A 22,637-nucleotide genomic window follows, 5' to 3' on the forward strand; every position below is an offset into this window, starting at 1 on the left:
AGGGCCGGCTCGGACGGAACAGCCCATCCCAAGTTTCCACCGGCTCAGAACCGGCTCGGACAGATGGGCCACCCCGGTTCCTCGCCGCTCATCACCGGCTCGGATGGCCCGATCATCCCCGCTTCCTCACCGTTCCACGAGCGGCTCGGACGACTTCGGACCAACTCGGACCGGCTCGGGCCAGTTCCGGGCCAGCTCCGGACCAACTCGAATCAACTCGTACCGACCCGGACCGACTCAGACCATCTCAGACCGACTTGCACCGTCTTGAACAGGCTTACACCTCCTCAGGACGACTTGCACCGGCCTCACCACCCGAACGGACCCCGACCAACTTTGACCAGCCAACGCCGGCGCGCACCGCATCATGCCCGACCCGGGTCCCGAGACCCAGCGCGCACACGACTACGGGATTTTGCCAACTGCAGGTCTTGCCGGCCGACCGTAGCAGCCGGTATAACCGAACGAGGATTCACTGAATACAAATTCACTTAAGGAGTCGAGCATGGAAGCGATGATCATCGGTGGCGGAGTCGCCGGGCCGGTCACGGCGCTCGCGCTGCGGCGGATCGGATGGAACGTCACGATCCACGAGGCCTACACGGATCCGGCCGGCGACGTCGGCTCGTTCGTCAGCCTCGGCGCCAACGGGCTGCGGGCGCTCGACGCCATCGGCGCCGGCGACGCCGTCACCGCCCGCGGCACCGCGATTCCTCTGCTCCGCCTGTGGAGCGGTCGCGGCAGGCTCCTGGGCGAGGCACCGCGCGGCCGCGTCACACTGATGCGCGGCCACCTGGTCGAAACACTGCGCGACCTCGCGATCGACGCCGGGGCCCGCCTCGTCACCGGCAGGCGGCTGCAGGACGTCCGCAACGGGGTGGCGACGTTCGCCGACAACACCCGCACCGCCGGCGATTCCCGGACAACGAGCCGGGAGACCGGCCAACCCGGCAGCGGCCACCGTCACGTCGGCCAGCCGGCCACCGCCGACCTGATCGTCGGCGCCGACGGCGTGCACTCACGGATGCGCACCATCGTCGACCCCGATGCGCCGGCGCCGGTCTACGCCGGGCTGTGGATCATCAGCGGCAGGTCGACCCACCCGGTCGAACCCGGCGCGTTCAACCTCATGCTCGGATCCAAGGCCACCTTCGTGTACACGGCAACCGCGGCCGGGACGCTGTGGTCGGCCCAGGTGCCGGCCCGCACCCGGCCCGCCGCGTCCCTCGACCACGAGTCGCTGCTCGAGTTGTACCACGGTGACCGCGGTCCGGCGGCGCGGATCATCGAACACACCGACCAGTGGCACCCGTTCACCGTGCTACGGCGCCTTCCGTCGGCACCGCGGAGCCACCGCGACGCCATGGTGCTCCTCGGCGACGCCGCGCACCCGATCGGCGCCGGGCAGGGTGCGTCACTGGCCATCGAGGACGCGGTGGTCCTGGCGAAGTGTCTCCGCGACCGGGCAACCGTGACCGATGCCCTGGCCGCGTTCGACCGCCTGCGCCGGCCGCGCACCGACCGGATGCTGAAGGCTACCGGCGTCAACAGCGACGCGAAGATCGCCGGGCCGCTCGCCGCCCGAGTCCGTGACGTGCTGATGCCGGTGCTCTTCCGGCGGTTCGCCGCCCGCGGCAGCGCCTGGATGTACGACTACGACGTCGAGTGGCAGACCCCGGTCACCACCGCGCCCGCGTGAGGGAGCGGCCCGGGATCAGGCGTGCAGTTCGGTCAGCCGGTCCGCTTCCGCGGCGACCTCCTTGCGGACCGACGCCGGCAGCGGGGTGAACGGCTCCCACGTCACCTCCCCCTTCGCGGGCTTCTTGCCGGCGCGGTACGACCAGACCCCGGCCACCTGCCCATCGACCAGAAACGTCCCGATCGACTGCGGCATCCGGACGTGGAACACCTTCGACCGGTGCTCCTCCGGCAGGATCAGCGTGCGGCGGGCGTGGACGAGCAGCGTCGCGTCGTACGTCGGCAGGAACCGCACCGGCGCCGGGGTTTCGGGGTCCGGCAGCGACCCGTCCGGCAGGTCGACGAGTTCCCGTCCCCGCTCGTCGCTGAACCGGCGCAGTTCGAGCCGGTTCAGAACGGCGGCGACGGTGGCGACCGGCAGGCCGGCCCAGTCCGCGATCTCGGTGCGGTGGGCCGGCCCGAACGCGCCGAGATAGCGCCGGATCAGCAGCTCCTGCGCGTCGTCCTCGGTCACGTCGGGCGGGCCGACCCAGTCCTCGGCGGCGCCGAACAGGTCCGCCCGCCGCCGCGCCCACGTGCCGGACGGCGGGACGCGCACCATGTCGAGGTACATGCCGATGCCGTGCCGGACGCGGGCCCCGAACAGCTCGTCGATCTCGGTCCGGTGGACCGGCCGCTCTCGGAGCAGTTCCCGCAGCCGGGCCACAGCGTCCGCCATCTCGGCGGGGTCGGACCGGTCGCGGGTCAACCGGTCGTACCACTCGCGGCGGGCTCGCCGGACACCGACCGCGAACTGCCAGAAGTCGGCCCGCGACACGAGATGGATGGTGGCCCGCAGGAGCGTCGCCTGGACGACCTCACGGCGCTCCAGCAGGCGGGTGAGTTCGGCCCGGTCGAAGCCTTCGATGCGGGTCCAGAGTCCGATGTACATCGACGGCGCGTACTGCGCCTGGAGGCCACCCATGCGCTCGAGCACGTCGGGCATGGCGTGCGGCACCCTCTCGAGCAGCATTTGGCGGGCGAGCAGCGCCCGGTTGAGATCACGCCAGGTAAGGGTCCGCTCCACGGAGAAACCGTAGATCAGCCGGGGAATCCGGCGGAACGGCACCTCACGCGGCGTTCTTGAGGGCGGTCTGCACCAGTTCCATCGTGCGGTCGTAGCTCATGCCCTGTTCCCGCAGCAGCCGGGCGCCGAGTCCACGCTCTTCCTTGAGCACGCCGAGCAGGATGTGCTCGGTGCCGATGTAGTTGTGCTTCATCGACAGGGCGACGCGGAGCGACAGTTCGAGGGCTTTCTTGGCGCCGTTGTTGAAGCGGGTGGGGATCTTGGTGCGGCGGAAGAGGAACCCGCCGCGTTCGGCCGGCTCGGCGCGTTCCAGCGCTCCCGGGCCGAAGGTCTGCTCGATGCTGGACCGCACCGCGTCGATGTCGATGCCGATCGAGCGCAAGGCGGCCGCGTCGTCCCCGGCGGCGAGCATGGCCCGCCACGAGTCGGGGTCGAGACCGGATGCCCGCAGGACGGTGTGCGCGATGCCGCCGTCGCCGGCGAGCATCGCGAGCACCAGGTGCTCGGTGCCGATCGCGTGGTGGCCGAGCGCGTCGGCCTCGACCTTGGCCGTTGTCACGGTCGTCCGGGCACGGTCGGTGAACCGCTCGAACATACTGCTCCCCTTTCGCTGTTCGGTCGCTCTAGGTCCGGTCGTTCGCCGGATCGGGTTGTGTGGTGGGCCGCACGGGTTTGCGGCCGGCGTGTTTCTTGTGGACCGCCTGTCGTGACACGTCGAGCGCGTCGGCGATCTCCTGCCATGACCAGCCCTGCAGGCGGGCGTTGTCGACCTGGAGCACCTCGAGCGCGTCGGCGAGCCTGCGCAGCGCGACCGCTGCGCGGAGGCCGATGCGCGGGTCCGGGTCGGCCGCTGCCGCGGCGAGGTCGTTTGCCTCCGTCATGCGTCAACTTTAGTTGACAAACAGTCGGGCGTCAACCTTGGTTGACAGGAATTGGCGACAACCCTCTGCTACGTTCCGAGCGTGCACCAGGACGTGAAGCTTTACGCGCATGGCATCACGAAGAAGTTCGGCCGCCGGACCGTCCTCGACAACGTGCACCTCGCCGTGCACGCCGGGGAGATCACCGCGATCGTCGGAGCCAACGGCTGCGGCAAGAGCACCCTGCTGCGCATCTGCGCCGGCCTCACCAGCCCCGACCGCGGCACCGTCCAGGTCCACAGCACGCTGGGCTACTGCCCCCAGGACGGCGGTACCGTCGACTTCCTCCTGCCCGACGAGCACTTCACGCTGATCGGTGCCGGCCGCGGGCTGTCCCGGCGCGCGTCCCGGGCCGCAGGCCACGCACACGCCCGGGCGCTCGACTGGGAGCCGGACCCCGTGCAGGCCCGCCGGCTCTCCGGCGGCACCCGGCAGAAGCTCAACCTGGTCATGGCCAGCATCGGCGAGCCCGACGTGCTGCTGCTCGACGAGCCGTACCAGGGGTTCGACCGCGGCACGTATCTCGACTTCTGGGACCAGCTGCACGCCTGGCGCGACCAGGGCAAGGCCATCGTCGTGGTCACCCACCTGCTCACCCAGCTCGACCGGGTCGACACCGTGCTGGACCTGTCCCGGACGACCACGCCCTGGAGGACCGGACACCGATGAGGAAGATGTTCACCGTCGCCGAGATGGCGTTGCGGGAGATCGGCCGCCGGCGCGGTGTCCTGGCGATCCTGCTGCTCCTGCCGCTGGCGTTCTACCTGACCCGCCGCTCGGACCACATCGGGCAGTCCATCCGGTTCGTGTTCCTGGGTCTGAGCTGGGCGATGAGCACCGCGGCCCTGTTCGCGGCGAGCGCGGCCCGGAGCATGGAGCCCCGGCTGCGGCTCGGCGGCTACCGCGGCTGGCAGCTGGTGCTGGGGCGCCTCGGCGCGCTGTGGGGGCTCGGCGCCGTCATCAGCGTCCCGTACTTCCTGCTCGTCCGCTTCGACCAGCGCGACGTGCGGCACACCTCGATCGCCCTCGTCATGGCGCTGCTGGTGCTGATCGCGCCGCTGTTCGGGGTGCTGCTCGCCGCGGTGCTGCCGCGCGAACTGGAGGGCACGCTCGTGCTGCTGCTCGTCGTCGGGCTGCAGATGATGATGGACCCGTCGGGCGACGCCTCCAAGCTGCTGCCGTTCTGGTTCAGCCGCGAGATCGGCACGTATGCGATCGACCTGACCGACTCCGGCTTCCTGTTCCGGGGCCTGGTCCATGCGGCCGTGACCCTGACGGTGCTGGTCGTGGCGCTCGGGATCGCCTCCGGGATCCGGCTGCGCCGCCGGCGGCACTTCCGGTTCGCCGCGGCCGGGAGCCGCTGATGGCCGGGCTGCCGATCGTCGACGTTTCGCGGCTCGTCCGGGACGGCGAGGACCCGCGCGCCGCGGCCGAGATCGAGACAGCGTGCCGCGTGAGCGGCTTCTTCTCCGTCACGGGTCACGGTGTCCCGGAGGAGCTGATCGCCCGGCTCGACCGCAGCGCCCGAGCCTTCTTCGCGCTGCCGGAGGCCGAGAAGCTGGAGATCGCCATGGCGCGGGGCGGCCGGGCGTGGCGCGGCTTCTTCCCCGTCGGCGCCGAGCTCACGTCCGGGGTGCCGGATCAGAAGGAGGGGCTGTACTTCGGTACCGAGTTGGGCCCGGACGCGCCGCAGGTGCGTGCCGGCCTGCCGCTGCACGGCGCGAACCTCTTCCCGCGTCAGGTGCCCGAGTTGCGGTCCGCCGTGCTCGAGTACCTGGACGCGCTGACCGGCACCGCACAGGCCGTGCTGCGGGGCGTGGCGCAGAGCCTCGGGCTGGCGCCGGGCTATTTCGCCGACGGGTACACCGCGGAACCGACCGTACTGTTCCGCATCTTCCGCTACCCGCCGACGCCGCCGGACAGCGACGCCTGGGGTGTCGGCGAGCACACCGACTACGGCCTGCTGACGCTGCTGCTACAGGACGACAACGGCGGCCTGCAGGTGAAGACGCCCACGGGCTGGCTCGACGCCCCGCCGGTGCCGGGCACGTTCGTGTGCAACATCGGCGACATGCTCGACCGGATGACCGGCGGCTGGTACCGCTCGACCCCGCACCGGGTTCGTAACCTGAGCGGCAACGAGCGGCTGTCGTTCCCCTTCTTCTTCGACCCGGGCTTCACCGCCGAGGTCCCGGCGCTGCCGGGGCGGGCGGCGGCCGGTGCGGACGGCGAGCGGCGGTGGGACGGTCAGGATCTTCGCGCATTCACCGGCACCTACGGTGAATATCTCGTGACGAAGGTGGGCAAGGTGTTTCCTGGGCTCAGCGCGGGCATCGGGGCGAGCACAGGACCGGGTACCGGATCGGCAACGGGGACGGCTCGGGAATCGGTCTGAAGGCGACAACCCGTTACCGGCCGGTGGTGCGGATCGTAGAACCCACGTAAGGGTTCGATGAACCGTTCACGCAGGTCAGGCACGTGGCACGATGACGGGAGCAAACCTGTCCGCGGTGTTCCTACCGTAAGAGTCACCACACCGCGACAGGAGACGGCGATGACCACCCCGACCACCACCACGACCCGTAAGCTCACCAACCTCGACAGCGAGCAGGGCATGCTGGTGCTGCTCGCGGTGATCGTCCTGCTCAGCGTGATCGGCGTGATCGTCGTCGGCGGTTGATATCCCGGGCGACTGAGAGGTCCGGCGCAACTGCAATGTCCGGTGCCGCTCTTACCGTCTTGAGGGTATGACGCCCGACGCTCCACTCGAACCGGGGCTGCTCGAACAGGAGCTGCGCGACGTGTTTCAACGCCACGAGCATCTCGCCGAGGATCTGCACCTCGACCGGCCGGCCGACGTCACGTCGCGCCGGCCGACGTCGTCACCGGCGCAGGCCCGGCGCAAGGGGAGGCCGGGCGGGACGGTGCCGGCGAAGCAGTCCCCGGCGCAGGGGCGCCGGGACCCGAGGTGGGCGCGCACGCTGATGGTGGTCGGCGCGGTCATGATGATGCTGGCGGGCAGCGCCTTCGTCGCGAAGGACGTGGTGATCGGATACGCGACGAGCAGCGTCCGGCAGGAGGACCTGATCGTCCCGGCAGCCGAGCAGCGGGGCAAGCACGTGACGATCAGCGGGGCGAAGAACATCCTGCTGGTCGGCATCGACCCGCGCCCGGACCAGAACCCGTCGGAGGCGATTCGCTCCGACTCGATCATCATCCTGCACATCCCGGCGAGCCACGACTCGGCGTACCTGATCTCGATCCCCCGGGACACCTGGGTGAAGATCCCGCGGTTCGACAACGGCAAGACCAGGTACAACGGCGGGCGCAACAAGATCAACGCCGCGTTCGCCGAGGGTGGTCTGAAGACGACGGGCAAGGATCAGCGCAAGTACGGCATGACGCTGCTCGCCGACACGATCAAGGAGAACTGGGGCATCACCTTCGACGCGGCGGCGATCGTCGACTTCGCCGGCTTCACGAAGGTGGTGAACGTGCTCGGCGGCGTCGACATGTACGTCGACCAGGAGACGAGGTCGGTGCACATCGGCCACGACGCCCAGGGCAACACGAAGGTGCCGTACCTCCAGCGCACCACCGACTCGGGCGGGACCGATCTGATCCCGGTCGCCGGTGTGACGCCCCAGACGTACCACGTCGGCTACCAGCACCTCGAGCCCTGGCAGGCGCTCGACTACGTGCGGCAGCGGGAGACCCTGCCGAACAGCGACTACGACCGCCAGCGCCACCAGCAGCAGTTCATCAAGGCGCTGTTCAAGAAGATCGTCAGCAAGGACGTGCTGACCGACCCGGCGAAGCTCAAGAAGGTGCTGGACGTGGTCGGTGAGGCGATGACGATCGACTCCGGCGGCATCGGGCTGGACGACTGGATCTTCGCGATGAAGGGCATCGGCGGCGACAACCTGCTCACCATCAAGACGAACAACGGCACGTTCTACTCGTCGCAGGAGCAGCCCGGCGCGGAGGCACTCGACGACACCACGCTCGCGCTGCTGGAGTCGGTGCGCACGAACACCCTGGAGTCGTTCGTCGCCAACCACGTCGACCTGGTGAGCAGCAGTTGAGCGGTCACCCCGGAACCGCCCGCCGGGGGCCGTGCGAAGATCGGTTCCATGTCGCGGATCGTCGTCACCGGAGCGAACGGCAAGACCGGCCGGGTTGTCGTCGCCGACCTCCTCGCCCACGGCCACTACGTTGTCGCCACCGACGCGGTCGGCAGGGCCGGCCACCTCAGTGATCTCGGCACCCCGCTGCTGATCGCCGATCTGACCGACTACGGCCAGGCGGTCGAGGTGCTGCAGGGCGCCGACGCGGTGGTCCACCTCGCGAACATCCCGGCACCGGGCATGTATCCGCCGGCGGTGACGTTCAACCGCAACTCGGCCATGAACGCCAACGTCTTCCTCGCCGCACAGGCCGTCGGCCTCGGCAGTGTCGTGTGGTCGTCCAGCGAGACGACGCTCGGCCTGCCGTTCGACACGCCGCCGCGGTACGCGCCGGTGGACGAGGACCACTTCCCGTTCCCGACGACGACGTACGCATTGTCGAAGGTCGTCGGCGAGACCCTCGCGCGGGAGATCGCCGGTTGGAGCGGCATCCCGTTTGTCGGGCTGCGGCTCTCCAACGTGCACGTTCCCGAGGACTACGCCGCCGTGCCCGGCTACTGGCCGGATCCGCACGCGCGGAAGTGGAACCTGTGGGGGTACGTCGACGCGCGTGACGTCGCCGCCGCCTGCCGGCTGGCGCTGGGCGCGGCCGCCGCCGGCACGGTCACCGGGGCGACCTCGTTCGTCGTCGCCGCCGCGGACACGATCATGGACCGCCCGTCCGCGGCACTGCTGCGTGAGGTCTTCCCCGACGTACCGGTGCGGAAGGATCTCGGCGAGTTCGAGACCCTCCTGTCGATCGACCGCGCCCGGGAGGTCCTCGGATACGCGCCGAAACACTCGTGGCGCGATCACGTGGCCCGGTGACACCGGCACGCTAGAGGTCGGGCGAACGGGACAGGAGTTCCAGCAGTACGGCGAGCGCCGCCGGTGAGTCGTGCGCGGCCCGGGCGAGCAGTGTCAGGTTGTGCTGCTCCCCGTCGGGGCTGACGAGAACCCCGGCGGCCGCCGGATGGACCCGCCGCCAGCCGCGGGCGGTCAGCGTCGCCTCCGCGACCACGACCACCGACGGTGTCCCGTCGAGTTCCTCCGGCTCCGCCGGCGGCTCGGGCTGCGCCGGCCAGTTCGCGGCAACCAACTCGTCCAGCCGGGTCAGCAGCACCTCCACGACCTCGGCCGGCCCGATCGGCGGGCGGCGCAGCAGCGTCGCGACCTGTTCGGTGACGGCCCGGGCCTGCCGGCCGAGCCAGCCGGGCCACTCGGCGTCGGAGACGGACCCGAACGTCACCCAGTCGGTGCCTTCCCGTTTGAGGACCTGCCGGGCCAGCGACCGCTCGGTCTCCGGGCTGAGCGGCGTCAGCGGTACCGCCTCCGTGGTCCGGAGCGCGACGTGGATGGCGGTGAGGGCCGCGATGGCCCCGGCGAGGCCGGGATGGCGGGCCATGAGGGTGGTACGGGTGTCGTCGTCGAGTTCGACGACGACCGCGCCGGTACGGACCGCGGCCTGCCAGCCGGCGTGCAGGTCCTGGATGGCGGCGCTGGTCCGCTGCCACACCTGCTCCTCGAGGTCGAACGCCAGGTCGGCGAATTCGAACTCGGCGAGGTCGGCCTTGACCACGGCACGGGCGGCGGTGTGCAGCCCGGAGGCGCTGCTGGCGGCCTGGTCGGCCTTGCGTTCGAGCGCGTCCGCGAAGTGCTGGGTGGCCCGCAGGACCGCCATGGACCGGCCGCGGGGCAGGCCCGGTTCGACGGCGTCGTCGTGCAGCGTGCGGAGCCGGACGACGAGGTGGGCCCGGTGGTGGTCGACGACCGCGAGTTCGTGCGCGACCAGGGCGCGGATCTCGTCGGTGGTCAGGCACTGCAGCAACGGCAGCCCGACCAGGAGCACCCGACGCCGGCGGCTGGCCCAGGACCGGATGACGCCGTGCCCGGTGAGCAGGACGACGTCGGGTTGGGCGACGCCGACCCGCGCCGCGACCTCGGACACGAGCGCCAGCAGATCGACCTGGGCCGTCGCCTCGACGCCGGCCGGTGGGGGTCCCGGTGGTTTCCCGTAGCGCATCAGCAGCCACCGGGCTCGCCAAACGCTGATATTGCCGGGCAATCCGCTTCTGGGTTCTTCCACGACGGCAACCGACACAGCGAAGCATCCTCTTGACGACGCCGCTCACCGTCAACAGACCCGGTCCACGCGCCAGGGGTGAAACCCGAAACTCACCCGGATAGCCGCCGATAAGTCCTCCGGTGACACGGGGGTGAGATGTACCAGACGTTCAGGCCGTTGCTGGACGCGCTGAAACAACGCGGTGCCGACGCGGAAGCGGTCGACCGGGCGGCCGAGGAGGCCGAGCGGACCGGTCGCTCGATCCGTGCCGTCCTCATCAACGACCATGTGGTCACGGAGGAGCAGCTCACCGCGGCGTCCGCCGACGCGTACGGCATAGCGACGCTGGACCTGGTCGGATACCCGATCGACCCGGCGGCGGTCACCAAGATCCCGATGGCGCTGGTGCTGAAGCACCGGGTGCTCGGCATCGCCCTCAACGACCATGAGATCACCGTCGGCATCACCGACCCGGGTGATGTCCTCGCCCTGGATGACGTCCGGGCGGCGACCGGGCTGACGGTGCGCCCGGTGGTCGTGGCCCGCTCCGAGCTACGCAAGATCATCGACCGGTTGAAGCGCGAGGAGAACGACCTCGGCGAGGTCGCGGAAAGCCTGCGCGCGGAGGCGGTGCCGACGGTCTCCAACCTGACGTCGATCAACGAGGACGCGCCGATCGTGCGGTACGTCAACTCGCTGCTCGAACAGGCGATCGTGAACCGGGCCTCGGACCTGCATCTGGAGCCGGGCGAGCACAACATGCGGGTGCGGTACCGCATCGACGGTGTCCTCCACGAGGTGGACACGGTCCCGAAGCACGTGCAGTCGGCGCTGATCTCCCGACTGAAGATCATGTCGAACGTCGACATCACCGAACGCCGCGTGCCGCAGAACGGCCGGATCACGGTGGAGATCAACCAGCGGGCCGTCGACCTGCGCACCGCGACCCTGCCGACGGTCTGGGGCGAGAAGATCGTGCTGCGGGTGCTCGACACCAGCGGCATGGACCTGAAACTGGCGAAACTCGGCTTCAGCAAGTCCAACTACGAACGGTTCGCCAACTCGTTCTCCAAGCCGCACGGCATGCTCCTGGTGACCGGCCCGACCGGCTCCGGCAAGTCCACCACGCTCTACGCGACGCTCGCCGAGATCAGCAAGCCCACCGTCAACATCATCACCGTCGAGGACCCGGTCGAGTACCGCCTGCCCGGCGTCAACCAGGTGCAGGTCGACCACAAGGCCGGGCTGACGTTCGCGGCGGTCCTGCCGGCCATCCTGCGCTCCGACCCCGACGTGGTCCTCATCGGTGAGATCCGCGACCGGACCACGGCCCAACTGGCGGTCGAGGCCGCCCTCACCGGCCACCTGGTCCTGTCGACGCTGCACACCAACGACGCGCCGAGCGCGGTCACCCGCCTGGTCGAGATGGGCATCGAGCCGTTCCTCGTCGGCTCGTCCGTCGACTGCGTGCTCGCCCAGCGGCTCGCCCGGCGGTTGTGTGACTGGTGCAGGACCGAGTACGCGCCGGCCGAGGCGGAACTCGTCGGCGCCCGCTGGCCGATCGACGAGATCGGCGCGCCGGAGACGCTGTGGCGCCCGGTCGGCTGCCGCTCCTGCGCGAACACCGGCTACCGGGGCCGGATCGCGCTGCACGAGGTCATGCCGGTGTCGCCGGAGATCGAGAAACTGGCTGTCGACCGCGCCTCCGCGCACGAGATCCAGCAGGTCGCGTACGAGCAGGGCCTGCGGGACCTGCGCATCGACGGCCTCATCAAGGCGACGGAGGGCCAGACCTCGATCCCGGAAGTGGTCCGGGTGGCGGTGTAGTCCTCACGTTCCCCCGGCCGCTGCCGATATCGACAGCGAAGTGTTCCGCATCGGTACCGCAAGGAGCCTGCGTGACGGCAGCCGGACTGACCACCACCGCCATCAGCGACGAACGCGCCTCGCTCGACGCCATGCTGGTGTCGCTCGTCCGCGCCGGCGGCTCCGACCTGCACCTGACCGTCGGCGCGCCGCCCACGGTCCGCATCAACGGCGGCCTGCGGTACCTGCCCGGGTACGACGAGCTGACGCCCGAGGACACCGCGATGCTCGTCCGGGCGGCGGTGCTGAACGACCTCCAGTGGCACCAGTTCGTGCGGACGCAGGAGCTCGACTTCGCCTACGCCATCGATGGCGTGTCCCGGTTCCGGGTCAACCTGTACCACCAGCGCGGCTCGTTCGGCGCCGCGTTCCGGGCGATCCCGCACAGCATCAAGCCGCTCGACCAGCTCGGCGTCCCCGACCAGGTGGCCCGGTTCGCGTACCTGCACCGCGGCCTCGTGCTGGTGACCGGGCCGACCGGGTCGGGCAAGACGACGACCCTGGCCGCGATCCTCGACCTGGCGAACCGCACCCGCTCGTCGCACATCGTCACGATCGAGGACCCGATCGAGTTCCTCCACCCGCACAAGCGCTGCCTGGTCAACCAGCGGGAGGTCGGCGCCGACACCAGCTCGTTCGCGATGGCGCTGAAGCACGCGCTGCGCCAGGACCCGGACATCATCCTGGTCGGCGAGCTGCGGGACCTGGAGACCACGGCGACGGCGCTGACCGCCGCCGAGACCGGCCACCTGGTCCTGGCAACGCTGCACACGCAGAGCGCGGCGCAGACCGTCGACCGGGTCATCGACATCTTCCCGCCCCACCAGCAACAGCAGATCCGGGCCCAGCTCTCCAACGCGCTGCAGGGCGTCGTCACGCAGGCGCTCGCGCCGCGCGCCGACGGGCAGGGCCGCACGATCGTCTCGGAGGTCATGTTCGCCACGCCGGCGATCCGGAACCTGATCCGCGAGGGCAAGAACCACCAGATCCCGTCGTTCATGCAGTCCAGCGGCAACGACGGGATGCTCTCGTTCGACCAGCACCTGGCCGAACGGGTCCGCCAGCAGCTCATCTCCTACGAGACGGCGCTCGAGCTGAGCCACTCGGCGGAGGAGTTCCGCCGGCTGGCCGGGCGAATGTGACACGCCGCCCATGAGCGCCGCAGACACAGGGCCACACACAAAACCGCCCACAGAGCCGCACGTGACGAGAGCGCGGATGTGACGCCATGACCGCTACGAAGACCTTCGACCACCAGTCGATCGGCCACGACGGGAAACGCACCAAGGGAAAGATCGAGGCGTCGAACGAGCTGGCCGCCGCGCAGCTGCTGCGTCAGCAGGGCCTCACCCCGCTGGCGATCACCGGCGCGGACACGTTGATGCGGCGCGAGATCCGCGTTCCGGGCCTCGGTGACCGTACGACGCTGAAGGACCTGTCGGTGTTCGCCCGGCAGTTCGCGACGATGACCCAGTCGGGCATGTCGCTGCTGCGGTCCCTGGCGGTGCTGGAGGATCAGGCGCCGAAGCCGTCGCTGAAGAAGGCGCTCGCCGAGGTACGGCTGGACATCGAGGGCGGCATGTCGCTGTCCGGCGCGCTCGGCAAGCACCCGAAGGTGTTCCCGGCGCTCATGGTGGCGATGATCCGGGCCGGCGAGACGGGCGGTTTCCTCGACAACGCGCTCGACCGGATCGCGACGAACTTCGAGAAGGACGCCGCCCTCCGCGGAAAGATCAAGAGCGCGCTGACGTATCCGGTCATCGTGCTCATCTTCACCGCCGTGATGATCAGCGCGGTGCTCATCTTCATCGTGCCGATCTTCGAGAAGATGTTCCAGCAGCTCGGCGGCGAACTGCCGCTGCCGACCCGGATCATCGTCAGCGCCAGCCATACGCTCTTCTGGCTGGGCCCGGTGCTCATCGCGGTCGCCGTCGTCGTCACCGTCGTCTTCCGGCAGATGATGGCGAAGAACCCGGCGGTCCGCCTGTGGTTCGACAAGGTGAAGCTGAAATTGCCGGTCTTCGGGCCGCTGTTCACGAAGATCGCGCTGAGCCGGTTCTCGCGGAATCTCGGCACCCTGCTGGCGGTGGGTGTGCCGGTACTGCAGGCGCTCGACGTCGTCGGCGCGACCACCGGCAACAGCGTCATCACGACCGCGATGACGGACCTGCAGACCTCGGTCCGTGAAGGCCGGCCGATGTCGTCGCAGTTGAGCCAGCACAAGGTCTTCCCGCCGATGGTCGTGCAGATGATCGAGGTCGGCGAAGAGAGCGGCCAAATCAGTCAGATGCTGGAGAAGATCGCCGATTTCTACGACCGGGAGGTCGACAGCGCGGCCGAGGCACTGACCGCGTCCATCGAGCCGATCATGGTGCTCGTCATGGGTGGCGTGGTCGGCGGGATGATCGTCTGCCTCTACCTGCCGATGTTCTCGATCTACCAGAACATCCAGAGCAACTGAACCGCCAGTACCAGCAGCACCGCCGCCGTCGCCGAAGACGGCAACTCGGACGCAACCGGACTCCGAACACGGAAGCACCCCACACCACGGTTACTGAGAACCGCACCGAACACCACCCGAACCACCCCTGGCGTCAGGCAGCGGAGCCTCGCCGCCATTCCCCAAGACCAAGGCAGGAGCAGGAGGCTCACCCATGAAGGAAACGCTGCGCAGGATGCAGAAAAAGCGTGCGGCCGGAGACAGCGGCTTCACGCTCGTCGAGCTGCTGGTCGTGGTCGTGATCATCGGCGTGCTCGTCGCGATCGCGGTCCCAATGTACCTGAACTACCGCAAGGGCGCGGCCAACAAGTCGGCGGAGTCCGACGTGCGCGCCGCCGTCAGCGCGGTCGAGCAGTTCTACACCGAGAACGACAACAAGTACCCGGTCTCCGGCGAGAGCGCCGCGGAAAAGCTCATCTTCGGCCTCACCAGCACCAGCGCTACCTCGACGGACACGAACACTCAGGTGGCCACGTTGTCGCCGGGCAACAGCATGCGGTACAAAAACAACGGCGCGACGTACCGCATCTGCGGCATGAACAGCGATGGCGGGACTGTCTACTTCTACGACAGTTCGACCGGTGGCTCCGTCAAGAAGCTGTCGAGCGCGAAGACACTCACCGACTGCACCGGCACCGCCACCCCTTGATGCCCGGCCACCGCTGACACCGACGGCGTTGTGGCGGCTCGCGAGTGCGGGCCGCCACAACGCCCTACCGCCCACCAGAACCCGACCAGCAACCCGGAAGGACCGTCATGACGCTCGCACTCGTCGTCGTCGGCGTGCTCGGGCTCGCGGTCGGGTCGTTCCTCAACGTCGTCATCCACCGCGTCCCCCGCGGCGAGTCGCTGCTGCGCCCCACGTCCCACTGTCCACAGTGCACGGCCCCGGTCCGCCCGTGGCACAACGTCCCGGTCCTCGGCTGGCTGCTGCTGCGTGGCCGCTGCGCCGACTGCGCCGCCCCCGTCAGCGCCCGCTATCCCCTCGTTGAGCTCGGCACCGCCGTGCTCTTCGTCGCGGTCACCGCCCGGTTCGGTCTCTCCGCGAGCCTGCCCGCCTGGCTGTACCTCGCCGCCGTCGCGGTCGCCCTGGCGCTCATCGACCTCGACGTGCTGCGGCTGCCGAACGCGATCGTGCTGCCCTCGTACGTCGTCGCGCCGCTGCTCCTCCTGCCCGCCGTCGTCGTCGAGCGGGACTGGGCGGCAGGACTTCGCGGACTGATCGCGATGGCGGCGCTGTGGGTCTTCTACTTCGTCCTCTCGCTCGTGTACCCCGGGGGCATGGGCTTCGGCGACGTCAAGCTCGCCGGCGTCCTCGGCCTGTACCTCGGCTGGCTCGGCTGGTCATCGGTCGCCGTCGGCACGTTCGCCGCGTTCCTCCTCGGCGGGGTCGTCGGCGCCGTGCTGCTGGCCACCGGCCGCGCCGGACGCCGGACGGCGGTGCCGTTCGGCCCGTCGATGCTCGCCGGCGCGCTGCTGGCGCTGTTCGCCGCCGCGCCGATCACCAGCTGGTACAGCTCCCTCCTCCTGCCCGCGTAGACCCGCCCCCGCGTACAAATCATCGAAGGAGCACGATGGCCGCTGTCAACCTGGTCGGACTGGATATCGGCACGGTGTCCATCCGCGCGGCGGAGACCGGCAACAGCAAGGACGGGCCCGTCATCAACAACTTCGGGCACATCCTGCTGCCGCCGGGGGTCGTGCAGAACGGCGCCGTGCAGGACGTGGCCGCCGTCACCGACGCGCTCAAGCAGCTGTGGGCAACGTTCAAGTTCCGCAGCCGTAAGGTCGCACTCGGCGTCACCCACCAGCAGGTGGTGGTCCGCGAGACGACGGTCGCGAACCTGCCGGCCAAGGAGATGCGCAAGGCGCTGCCGTTCCAGGTCCGTGATGCGCTCCCCCTGCCGCCGGAGCGGTCGCTCATCGACTTCTACCCGCTCGAGGACCCCGGCACCGCCGACACGGTGCGCGGGCTGCTGATCGCCGCCCCGAAGGAGCCGGTACTGGCCGCGATCCGGGCCATCGAGGCCGCGAAGCTCCACGTCGTGCGGGTCGACCTGGCCTCGTTCGCGCTGCTGCGCGCCGCGTCGCGACTCGACGAGCAGGTGGAGGCGCTGGTCGACATCGGCGCCCACGCGACGAGCGTGGTCGTGCATCACGACGGGGAACCGCTGATCGTGCGCACGATCCCACGCGGCGGCAACGAGATCACCAAGACCGTCGCCGATCGGCTCGACATCCCGTTCGAGCAGGCGGAGGAGCTCAAGTGCCGGGTGGGGCTGCGCTCCGACGCCGACACGGCGAGCGTCGCCGCGCTCAAGGACTCCGTGCGTCCGCTCATCAACGAGATCGGCAGCTCCTTCGCGTATCTCACCGCCGGCGGTCGTCAGGCCCGGGTCAGTCGCCTGGCGCTGTCCGGCGGTGGCTCGATGCTGCCCGGCCTGCTGGACGCGCTCCGCAACCAGCTCGGCGTCGAGGTCATCGCCGTCGATCCGGTGATGCGCCTGCGGGCCCTGCGCCGGGTGCGGCACGGCAGCCTCGAACAGGTCCGGGCGTCCGCCGCCGTCTCGGTGGGCCTGACCCTGGGAGCGAACACATGACCGCCCCGAGCGACCCGCACGGCCGGGGAGCCGGCCATTGGCAGGACGAGTCGCAGCGCCGGCTCACCGGCATCGTGCTGCCCTCGTTCGACGACCCCGACGACGACTTCGACGAGCCTGAACACCGGCGCGGCACCCGGCCCGAGGCGACGGACGAGGGCCGCAGGGTGCCGGTCGTACCGTCCGGGCCTCCCCCGGCGTGGCCGCTGCTGCTGGAGCACACCGCCGTGGAGGAGCGCGCCCCGGAGCCGGTGAAGCGCGAGTTCCCCCGGTACATCCACGGCGAGCTCGTCCTCCCGGACGGCACCACGCGGCAGGAACCCGGCCTCGACCCGCTCACCATGCCCCTGGCCGCTCTGACAGCGGAGGAACCACCGGCGGTCGCCGCACCGGCACCGGCAGCACCGCCGCCACCATCACCGGCGCCGTCCCCGACGGCTGTCGTGACCCCGGCGCGCCCCGAGATCGCCGACGCTCCTACCCAGCCCATCCCGGCGGTGCCGCCCGCCTTCGACGGACCCGCGGGCCGGCCCACGGCACCTCCTGTCCACAGCGGACCAGAGCCGGAGACACCGGCACCGTCCTGGCCCACCGCTGAAGCACAGACGCAGCCACAGCCGGCACTCCAGCCGGTCCAGCCCCAGCCGGTCCAACCCCAGCCCACCCGGGCCGAACCCATTCAGCCGCAGCCCTCCCAGCCGCAGAAGGCCGGCCCGTGGAGCGGTGCGCCGCACCCCGCGTTCCCGGATGCGACGGCCCGGACGTTCCGCATCCTGCCCATCGCCGCCGACCTGCTGCCGCTGGAGATCTCCGAGACCCGCCACGTCCGCCGGGTCCGCCGGTTTGTCGTCTCCGGCGTGGTCCTGGTCGCCGCACTGGTGCTGGCCTGGTACGGCTCGGCGGCCTACGAGACCGGCCGGGCCCAGCAGGACCTCGACAGCGCCACGGACACCACGCTCAGCCTGACCCGCCAGCAGAACGCCTACAACGAGCAGGTCAAAACCCGCGCCCGGTCCAGGCAGATCACCAACCAGCTCAAGGTGGTCCTGGCGCAGGACCTGTCCTGGTCGGCGCTGCTCACCTCGTTGCAGCAGGCCGCACCGAAGGGCGTGAAGATCACCGGGGTCACCGGGTCACTGTCGGCGGACAGCGGGACCCGGTCGCCGGGCGGCGCCATCGGCCTGATCACGCTCACCGGCACCGCCCCGACCAAGGCCGCCGTCGCGTCCTACGTGGACACGCTCGGTGGCGTGGAGGGCATCGCGAACCCGTTCCCGACGGACGCGACGCAGGAGGACGACGTGGTGGCGTTCACCGTCCGCATGGACATCACCGGGGCCGCGCTCGGCGGGCGGCACACGACGCCGTCGGCGGCTCCCAGCGCCTCCGGAGGCAACTGATGCGAAGCGATCGCCTCTGGCAGCTCGGCGGCGCGCTGTGCGCGGCCGCGATCGTGGCGTTCGGCTGGTTCTTCTTCATCAACCCGAAGTACCAGGAGGCCGACGACATCCGGGCCCGCGTCGACGACGCCGGCGTCCAGGTCGCCGTCCAGCAGCAGAAGCTGGCCCAGCTGCGCAAGGACAACGAGCACCTCGAGGAGTACAAGGCCCAGCTCGCCGCCGATCTCGCCGCACTGCCGGAGGCGGACTCGGTGTCGTCGCTGCTGCGGGAGCTGCAGGCCGCGGGTGAGCTGACCGGCGTGACGGTGAGCGGTGTGACGGTCGGCAGCGCGGTCGACGTGAAGACGGCCGGCGCGACGGTGCACGCGCTGCCGGTGAGCCTCTCGGTGGTCGGCCCCAGCGGAAAGATCAACCCGTTCCTCGACCAGTTGCAGAAGGTACAGCCGCGGGCGGTGCTCATCAGCAGCGTCAACCTCGCGCCCAGCACCACCGCCGGCGACCGTACCAACGTGACCATCAACCTGCAGGCGTTCTACGCCCCGACCGAGTAGCAGGCCGTCATGACCCCGCGACCCCCGGACGACACAGGCTTCAGCCTGGTCGAGACGCTCACCTCGATCGCGATCATCGGGGTCGTCATGACGGCGCTCACGACCTTCTTCGTGTCCACGACGAACACGCTGAACAAGGAGCGCGGCCGGCAGGTGGCGGTGCGGCTCGCCCACGACGGCGTCGAGCTGGTCAGGTCGCTGCCGGGCGCCGCCGTCGTCGCGGGTCGCAGCCTCAAGGACGTCACGAACCAGCTCAAGAACGCCGCGATCCCGTCGCTCGACCTCGCCGCGCTCAACGCCACGATGCAGCCGGCCTACGACACCACCCTGGCCGAGGCGGCGAACAGCGTGAACCCGGTCCTGCCGATCGTGCCCGAGCAGATGAAGGTCAACGACACGTCGTTCGAGCGGCACTGGTTCGTCGGCGCGTGCACGATGTCGCTCGGCGGCGGGGACTGCGGGATCACGGTGATCGCCAACCCGTTGCGCTACTACCGGGTCGTCGTGGCGGTCACCTGGCAGAACACGCGGGCGTGCGCGGGCGGCAGGTGCTCGTACGTCACCCAGACCCTGGTCTCCACGTCCTCGACGGATCCGGTGTTCAACCCGAGCGTCACGGTGGCGCCGCCGCTGCCTGACAACCCGGGCAACCAGGCCAGCGACGTCGGCGTGGCGATCGACCCGGTGAAGCTCTCCGCGACGACGTCGTACCCGCCGATCACGTGGACGGCGGACAATCTGCCGCCGGGCCTGTCGATGAGCGACGCCGGGGTCATCAGCGGCACCCCGAAGACCCCCGGCTTGTACGTGGTGCGGGTGAGCGTGAAGGACGCGAGCAGCACCAACGACGCCTCGTTCAACTGGGTGGTGAACGCGCTGCCGACGCTCGCGCCGCCGAACCAGACGTGGGACGCGGGCTCGGCGGTGTCCTACCAGGTGCCGGTGGTCGGCGGCACGGCACCGTTCACGTGGACGGCGAAGGGCCTGCCGTCCGGGCTGTCGATCAACCCGGCGACGGGTGTCGTCACCGGGTCGAGCACGGTCAGCGGCCCGGCGGCGGTGGCGACGGTCGAGGTGACGGTCACCGACAAGTACAAGCAGTCCGCGAAGGCGTCGTTCAAGTGGAACGTGAAGGCCGCGGTGCTCTCCCCGAACGGCTCGGTCCCGATCGCGCTGAACCAGGGTGAGGCCTACTCCGGCTCGGCCGTCGGGGGCGGCGGCTCCGGCAGCTACACCTGGTCGGCGACGAACCTGCCGGGCGAGCTCAAGATCTCCAGCGCCGGCCTGGTGACCGGCACGGTGAGCGGTTCGACGCGGTACCTCGTGACGATCAACATCAAGGACAGCCTGGGCGTGACGAACTCGATGCTGGTCCCGGTCAACGTGACGGTGAAGGGCACCGGCCTGCGGGTCACCGCGCCGTCGACGGCGTCCGCGGACCGGACGAACACCAAGGGCACCGCGATCACGACGGTGACGGCGGAGGCCGGCGGCGGCGCCGGGACGTACCGGTGGACGCAGACGGGCCTGCCGCCGGGCATCTCGCTGAACGCGACCACCGGGGCGATGACCGGCACCCCGACCACGGCCGGCACCTACATCGTGACGCTCGTCGTCACCGACAAGGCGAATACCCCTTCCACCTTCATGTTCGTCTGGACGATCACGTGAGCATCCCGAACATCCTGAGCAGGCTGCGGCGGCGGGCCGGAGCCGGTACGAACGACGACCGCGGCGTGACGCTCGCCGAGATGGCCGTCACCACCGGCATCCTGTCGGCCGTCATGGCCATCTTCACCACGGGTGTGGTGCAGCTGTTCCAGGCCGGCAACAAGAACCAGATGGTGGCGCTGACCCAGTCGCAGCTGAACACGGCGTTCCTGCGGCTGGACCGCGAGCTGCGCTACGCCGCGGGGATCGGGCCGGTCCACCCTGTCGGCGGCGGGGGCAGCTCCGTCGAGTACGTCAACACCGAGACGGCGACCGGCACCCCGGAGTGCGCGCAGCTGCACCTGAACGCCGCCGGTGGGACGCTGCGCCGGCAGGTGTGGCCGCAGGGGACGAAGCCGCAGAACCGCTGGACGGTACTGGCGAGCGAGGTCAACGTCGCGAAGAGCTCGTTCACGCTGCTGCCGCTGACCGAGAACACCGGCTTCCAGCGGCTGCGGATCCAGCTGGTGGTGACGACGTCGCCGGGGCCGGGCCGCACCGAGGCGACCACGGACATCACGTTCACCGCCCTGAACAGCACGCGGGGCACCGACCCCACCACCGTCTGCCCGGAAGCGAGGACGTGATGCGGCGCATCATCCGGCTGTTGCGCCGCGACGACCGCGGCTCGCTGCCGCTCGCGATGCTGCTCACGCTGGTGGGGACGTCGTTGAGCACGCTCATGGTGCCGATCGTCATCACGCAGTTGCGGGACACCGCGAAGACGGTCGAGCGGGCGAAGGCGCTGCACGCCGCGCAGGCCGGAATCGACGTCGTCGTCGGCGGCATCCGGGCCTCGGGCGGCTCCATCGCCAACCTGATGTGCTTCCCGGCCGCCGACCCGCTGCTCGGGGTCGTCGGCGGCGGGCTGCCGGGCCGATACCGGGTGTCGGTGCAGTTCCAGGACGTGGCGAAGACGAACCTGCCGTGCGCGACGCGGGCGTCGCACCTGCTGTCGGTGCCGTCGTACGCGGTCATCACGTCGACCGGCACGATCCAGGGCGCCCCCGGTGCCGCGTTCCTGCCGACGGCGTCGCGGACGCTGACCGCGACCTACGTGTTCCGCTTCACCAACGAGAACATCGAGGGCGGGCTGGTGCGGTTCCTCGGCGGCACCTACTGCCTCGACGCGGGCTCCGGCTCTCCGGCGGTCGGCACCATCGTCACCACCCAGCCGTGCGGTGCGGGCAACTCGCGGCAGACCTTCGCGTACACGAAGAGTCTCACCCTGCAGTTGGTGTCGTCGAGGACGGCGGCGAACCCGCTCGGCATGTGCCTCGACTCCGGCCCGGACCCGGTGTCGGGCGCGCTGATCCAGTTCCAGGTGTGCGGCTCCCCGACGATCCCCCACCACCAGCGGTGGAGCATCAACGACAGCTCCAAGTTCCAGGGCACCAAGGCGGACGGAACCACCCTGGGTGATCTGTGCTTCCACGCGAAGGCCGGCAACACCGCGGGGGCGTTCGTCGAACTGTCCGCCTGCAGCGGCGCGTCGGACAACACCCGGGTGTTCGCGCCGGAGGCGTCCGTCGGTGCGGGGGCGGCCGGTCCCCCGGCGCAGCTGGTCAACTTCAAACAGTTCGGCCGCTGTGTCGACGTGACGAACTTCGACGTCACGCTCGGCTTTCTCATCGTGTGGCCGTGCAAGCAGGCGCCGAACCCGGTGAACGTCGGCTGGAACCAGCGCTGGACGGTCCCGTCCAACAGCACCGGGATCGGCACGGTCAGCGGGCGGATCACCACGTCCGACGGCAAGAAGACGTATTGCCTGACGACCGCGGCACCGGGCGCCGCGTCGAAGTTCGTGACGGTGGCGGTGTGCCCGACCGGCACCGACGACGCGACCCGCTGGGCGGTCTCGTACCAGGAGCAGGCCTACGGGACGAGCTACGTCATCAAGGACCACAACGGCCGTTGCCTCAGCCCGACGAACCTCGACGACAGGACCCTGCCCGCGAACGACGTCTTCAAGGGCAGCACCACGGTCAGCAAGCTCATCACGGCGCCGTGTGACGGCTCCAAGCTGCAGAAGTGGAACGCACCGGCGAACATCGAAGATCCCTCGCCCCTGAAGAACATCGGGGAGGACTGACCT

Annotated in this window: 21 protein-coding genes and 2 pseudogenes; 18 read left to right on the forward strand and 5 right to left on the reverse strand. The window is 70.0% G+C overall.

The genetic code is table 11. The features are described from left to right. Positions 1-505: 505 nt before the first annotated feature. Positions 506-1,699 carry an FAD-dependent oxidoreductase gene (locus tag Dfulv_RS40420; protein ID WP_259859090.1) on the forward strand — a complete coding sequence of 398 codons (1,194 nt, stop codon included), beginning with the start codon at positions 506-508 and terminating at the stop codon, positions 1,697-1,699. Between the two features lie 15 nt (positions 1,700-1,714). On the opposite strand, the gene Dfulv_RS40425 is transcribed toward Dfulv_RS40420, so the two are convergent. The 4 genes and pseudogenes from Dfulv_RS40425 to Dfulv_RS40435 form a co-directional block, all read right to left on the reverse strand. Continuing rightward, a complete protein-coding gene (locus Dfulv_RS40425) occupies positions 1,715-2,764 on the reverse strand; it encodes a winged helix DNA-binding domain-containing protein (protein ID WP_259859091.1) in 1,050 nt (349 codons plus the stop codon). A 43-nt stretch (positions 2,765-2,807) separates the two neighbouring features. Then, positions 2,808-3,011, reverse strand: a pseudogene (locus tag Dfulv_RS49100) (Clp protease N-terminal domain-containing protein); the annotation flags it as partial. A 231-nt stretch (positions 3,012-3,242) separates the two neighbouring features. Further along, positions 3,243-3,359 (reverse strand): annotated as a pseudogene (locus tag Dfulv_RS49105) (Clp protease N-terminal domain-containing protein); the annotation flags it as partial. Positions 3,360-3,387: 28 nt separating this feature from the next. Then, a complete protein-coding gene (locus tag Dfulv_RS40435) occupies positions 3,388-3,645 on the reverse strand; it encodes a helix-turn-helix domain-containing protein (RefSeq protein ID WP_259859093.1) in 258 nt (85 codons plus the stop codon). A gap of 81 nt (positions 3,646-3,726) precedes the next feature. Here Dfulv_RS40435 and Dfulv_RS40440 point away from each other — a divergent pair, with 81 nt between their 5' ends. From Dfulv_RS40440 to Dfulv_RS40465, 6 genes are all read left to right on the forward strand, one after another. Then, on the forward strand, positions 3,727-4,353 hold the full coding sequence (locus Dfulv_RS40440) for an ATP-binding cassette domain-containing protein (protein ID WP_259859094.1): 627 nt from the start codon (positions 3,727-3,729) through the stop codon (positions 4,351-4,353). Beyond that, complete coding sequence (locus Dfulv_RS40445; RefSeq protein ID WP_259859095.1) at positions 4,350-5,048, forward strand: hypothetical protein; 699 nt, start codon at positions 4,350-4,352, stop codon at positions 5,046-5,048. Before Dfulv_RS40440 ends, Dfulv_RS40445 begins: the two co-directional genes overlap by 4 nt. Next, on the forward strand, positions 5,048-6,079 hold the full coding sequence (locus Dfulv_RS40450) for an isopenicillin N synthase family dioxygenase (protein ID WP_259859096.1): 1,032 nt from the start codon (positions 5,048-5,050) through the stop codon (positions 6,077-6,079). Before Dfulv_RS40445 ends, Dfulv_RS40450 begins: the two co-directional genes overlap by 1 nt. Before the next feature lie 159 nt (positions 6,080-6,238). Next, positions 6,239-6,364, forward strand: a complete 126-nt coding sequence (locus Dfulv_RS40455) for a hypothetical protein (protein WP_259859097.1) — start codon at positions 6,239-6,241, stop codon at positions 6,362-6,364. A gap of 67 nt (positions 6,365-6,431) precedes the next feature. Continuing rightward, a complete protein-coding gene (locus tag Dfulv_RS40460) occupies positions 6,432-7,769 on the forward strand; it encodes an LCP family protein (RefSeq protein ID WP_259859098.1) in 1,338 nt (445 codons plus the stop codon). Between the two features lie 48 nt (positions 7,770-7,817). Continuing rightward, complete coding sequence (locus tag Dfulv_RS40465; protein ID WP_259859099.1) at positions 7,818-8,678, forward strand: NAD-dependent epimerase/dehydratase family protein; 861 nt, start codon at positions 7,818-7,820, stop codon at positions 8,676-8,678. A gap of 10 nt (positions 8,679-8,688) precedes the next feature. Here Dfulv_RS40465 and Dfulv_RS40470 read toward each other — a convergent pair whose 3' ends face one another. Beyond that, positions 8,689-9,873 (reverse strand): M48 family metalloprotease, encoded by a 1,185-nt coding sequence (locus Dfulv_RS40470; RefSeq protein WP_259859100.1) that lies wholly within the window; start codon positions 9,871-9,873, stop codon positions 8,689-8,691. 198 nt (positions 9,874-10,071) lie between these two features. Here Dfulv_RS40470 and Dfulv_RS40475 point away from each other — a divergent pair, with 198 nt between their 5' ends. The 11 genes from Dfulv_RS40475 (at position 10,072) to Dfulv_RS40525 (ending at position 22,634) form a co-directional block, all read left to right on the forward strand. Next, positions 10,072-11,742 carry a GspE/PulE family protein gene (locus tag Dfulv_RS40475; protein WP_259859101.1) on the forward strand — a complete coding sequence of 557 codons (1,671 nt, stop codon included), beginning with the start codon at positions 10,072-10,074 and terminating at the stop codon, positions 11,740-11,742. Between the two features lie 71 nt (positions 11,743-11,813). After that, complete coding sequence (locus Dfulv_RS40480; RefSeq protein WP_259859102.1) at positions 11,814-12,923, forward strand: type IV pilus twitching motility protein PilT; 1,110 nt, start codon at positions 11,814-11,816, stop codon at positions 12,921-12,923. Positions 12,924-13,009: 86 nt separating this feature from the next. Then, positions 13,010-14,242, forward strand: coding sequence for a type II secretion system F family protein (locus Dfulv_RS40485; protein ID WP_259859103.1), 1,233 nt, complete (start codon positions 13,010-13,012; stop codon positions 14,240-14,242). A 193-nt stretch (positions 14,243-14,435) separates the two neighbouring features. Next, positions 14,436-14,930, forward strand: a complete 495-nt coding sequence (locus Dfulv_RS40490) for a prepilin-type N-terminal cleavage/methylation domain-containing protein (RefSeq protein WP_259859104.1) — start codon at positions 14,436-14,438, stop codon at positions 14,928-14,930. 107 nt (positions 14,931-15,037) lie between these two features. Next, positions 15,038-15,820: a prepilin peptidase gene (locus tag Dfulv_RS40495; RefSeq protein ID WP_259859105.1), complete on the forward strand. Its 783-nt coding sequence runs from the start codon at positions 15,038-15,040 to the stop codon at positions 15,818-15,820. Positions 15,821-15,855: 35 nt separating this feature from the next. Beyond that, a complete protein-coding gene (pilM, locus tag Dfulv_RS40500) occupies positions 15,856-16,881 on the forward strand; it encodes a pilus assembly protein PilM (protein WP_259859106.1) in 1,026 nt (341 codons plus the stop codon). Further along, on the forward strand, positions 16,878-18,281 hold the full coding sequence (locus Dfulv_RS40505) for a PilN domain-containing protein (RefSeq protein WP_259859107.1): 1,404 nt from the start codon (positions 16,878-16,880) through the stop codon (positions 18,279-18,281). Before pilM ends, Dfulv_RS40505 begins: the two co-directional genes overlap by 4 nt. Next, positions 18,281-18,832: a type 4a pilus biogenesis protein PilO gene (gene pilO, locus Dfulv_RS40510; RefSeq protein ID WP_259859108.1), complete on the forward strand. Its 552-nt coding sequence runs from the start codon at positions 18,281-18,283 to the stop codon at positions 18,830-18,832. The genes Dfulv_RS40505 and pilO overlap by 1 nt, the downstream gene beginning before the upstream one ends. Positions 18,833-18,841: 9 nt before the next feature. After that, entirely contained in the window at positions 18,842-20,503 is a 1,662-nt protein-coding gene (locus tag Dfulv_RS40515; protein WP_259859109.1) for a putative Ig domain-containing protein, read from the forward strand. Next, positions 20,500-21,129 (forward strand): hypothetical protein, encoded by a 630-nt coding sequence (locus tag Dfulv_RS40520; protein WP_259859110.1) that lies wholly within the window; start codon positions 20,500-20,502, stop codon positions 21,127-21,129. Before Dfulv_RS40515 ends, Dfulv_RS40520 begins: the two co-directional genes overlap by 4 nt. Next, positions 21,129-22,634: a ricin-type beta-trefoil lectin domain protein gene (locus Dfulv_RS40525; RefSeq protein WP_259859111.1), complete on the forward strand. Its 1,506-nt coding sequence runs from the start codon at positions 21,129-21,131 to the stop codon at positions 22,632-22,634. The genes Dfulv_RS40520 and Dfulv_RS40525 overlap by 1 nt, the downstream gene beginning before the upstream one ends. Positions 22,635-22,637: the final 3 nt, after the last annotated feature.

It is taken from the genome of Dactylosporangium fulvum (assembly GCF_025137375.1).
GTDB classification, from domain to species: Bacteria; Actinomycetota; Actinomycetes; order Mycobacteriales; family Micromonosporaceae; genus Dactylosporangium; species Dactylosporangium fulvum.

Excerpts from the sequence above, each read along its gene's own strand:
- Dfulv_RS40420 (WP_259859090.1), top strand. The coding sequence starts at position 506 with ATGGAAGCGATGATCATCGGTGGCGGAGTCGCCGGGCCGGTCACGGCG.
- Dfulv_RS40435 (WP_259859093.1), bottom strand. The coding sequence starts at position 3,645 with ATGACGGAGGCAAACGACCTCGCCGCGGCAGCGGCCGACCCGGACCCG.
- Dfulv_RS40445 (WP_259859095.1), top strand. The coding sequence starts at position 4,350 with ATGAGGAAGATGTTCACCGTCGCCGAGATGGCGTTGCGGGAGATCGGC.
- Dfulv_RS40450 (WP_259859096.1), top strand. The coding sequence starts at position 5,048 with ATGGCCGGGCTGCCGATCGTCGACGTTTCGCGGCTCGTCCGGGACGGC.
- Dfulv_RS40455 (WP_259859097.1), top strand. The coding sequence starts at position 6,239 with ATGACCACCCCGACCACCACCACGACCCGTAAGCTCACCAACCTCGAC.
- Dfulv_RS40460 (WP_259859098.1), top strand. The coding sequence starts at position 6,432 with ATGACGCCCGACGCTCCACTCGAACCGGGGCTGCTCGAACAGGAGCTG.
- Dfulv_RS40465 (WP_259859099.1), top strand. The coding sequence starts at position 7,818 with ATGTCGCGGATCGTCGTCACCGGAGCGAACGGCAAGACCGGCCGGGTT.
- Dfulv_RS40470 (WP_259859100.1), bottom strand. The coding sequence starts at position 9,873 with ATGCGCTACGGGAAACCACCGGGACCCCCACCGGCCGGCGTCGAGGCG.
- Dfulv_RS40475 (WP_259859101.1), top strand. The coding sequence starts at position 10,072 with ATGTACCAGACGTTCAGGCCGTTGCTGGACGCGCTGAAACAACGCGGT.
- Dfulv_RS40485 (WP_259859103.1), top strand. The coding sequence starts at position 13,010 with ATGACCGCTACGAAGACCTTCGACCACCAGTCGATCGGCCACGACGGG.
- Dfulv_RS40490 (WP_259859104.1), top strand. The coding sequence starts at position 14,436 with ATGAAGGAAACGCTGCGCAGGATGCAGAAAAAGCGTGCGGCCGGAGAC.
- Dfulv_RS40495 (WP_259859105.1), top strand. The coding sequence starts at position 15,038 with ATGACGCTCGCACTCGTCGTCGTCGGCGTGCTCGGGCTCGCGGTCGGG.
- pilM (WP_259859106.1), top strand. The coding sequence starts at position 15,856 with ATGGCCGCTGTCAACCTGGTCGGACTGGATATCGGCACGGTGTCCATC.
- Dfulv_RS40505 (WP_259859107.1), top strand. The coding sequence starts at position 16,878 with ATGACCGCCCCGAGCGACCCGCACGGCCGGGGAGCCGGCCATTGGCAG.
- pilO (WP_259859108.1), top strand. The coding sequence starts at position 18,281 with ATGCGAAGCGATCGCCTCTGGCAGCTCGGCGGCGCGCTGTGCGCGGCC.
- Dfulv_RS40515 (WP_259859109.1), top strand. The coding sequence starts at position 18,842 with ATGACCCCGCGACCCCCGGACGACACAGGCTTCAGCCTGGTCGAGACG.
- Dfulv_RS40525 (WP_259859111.1), top strand. The coding sequence starts at position 21,129 with ATGCGGCGCATCATCCGGCTGTTGCGCCGCGACGACCGCGGCTCGCTG.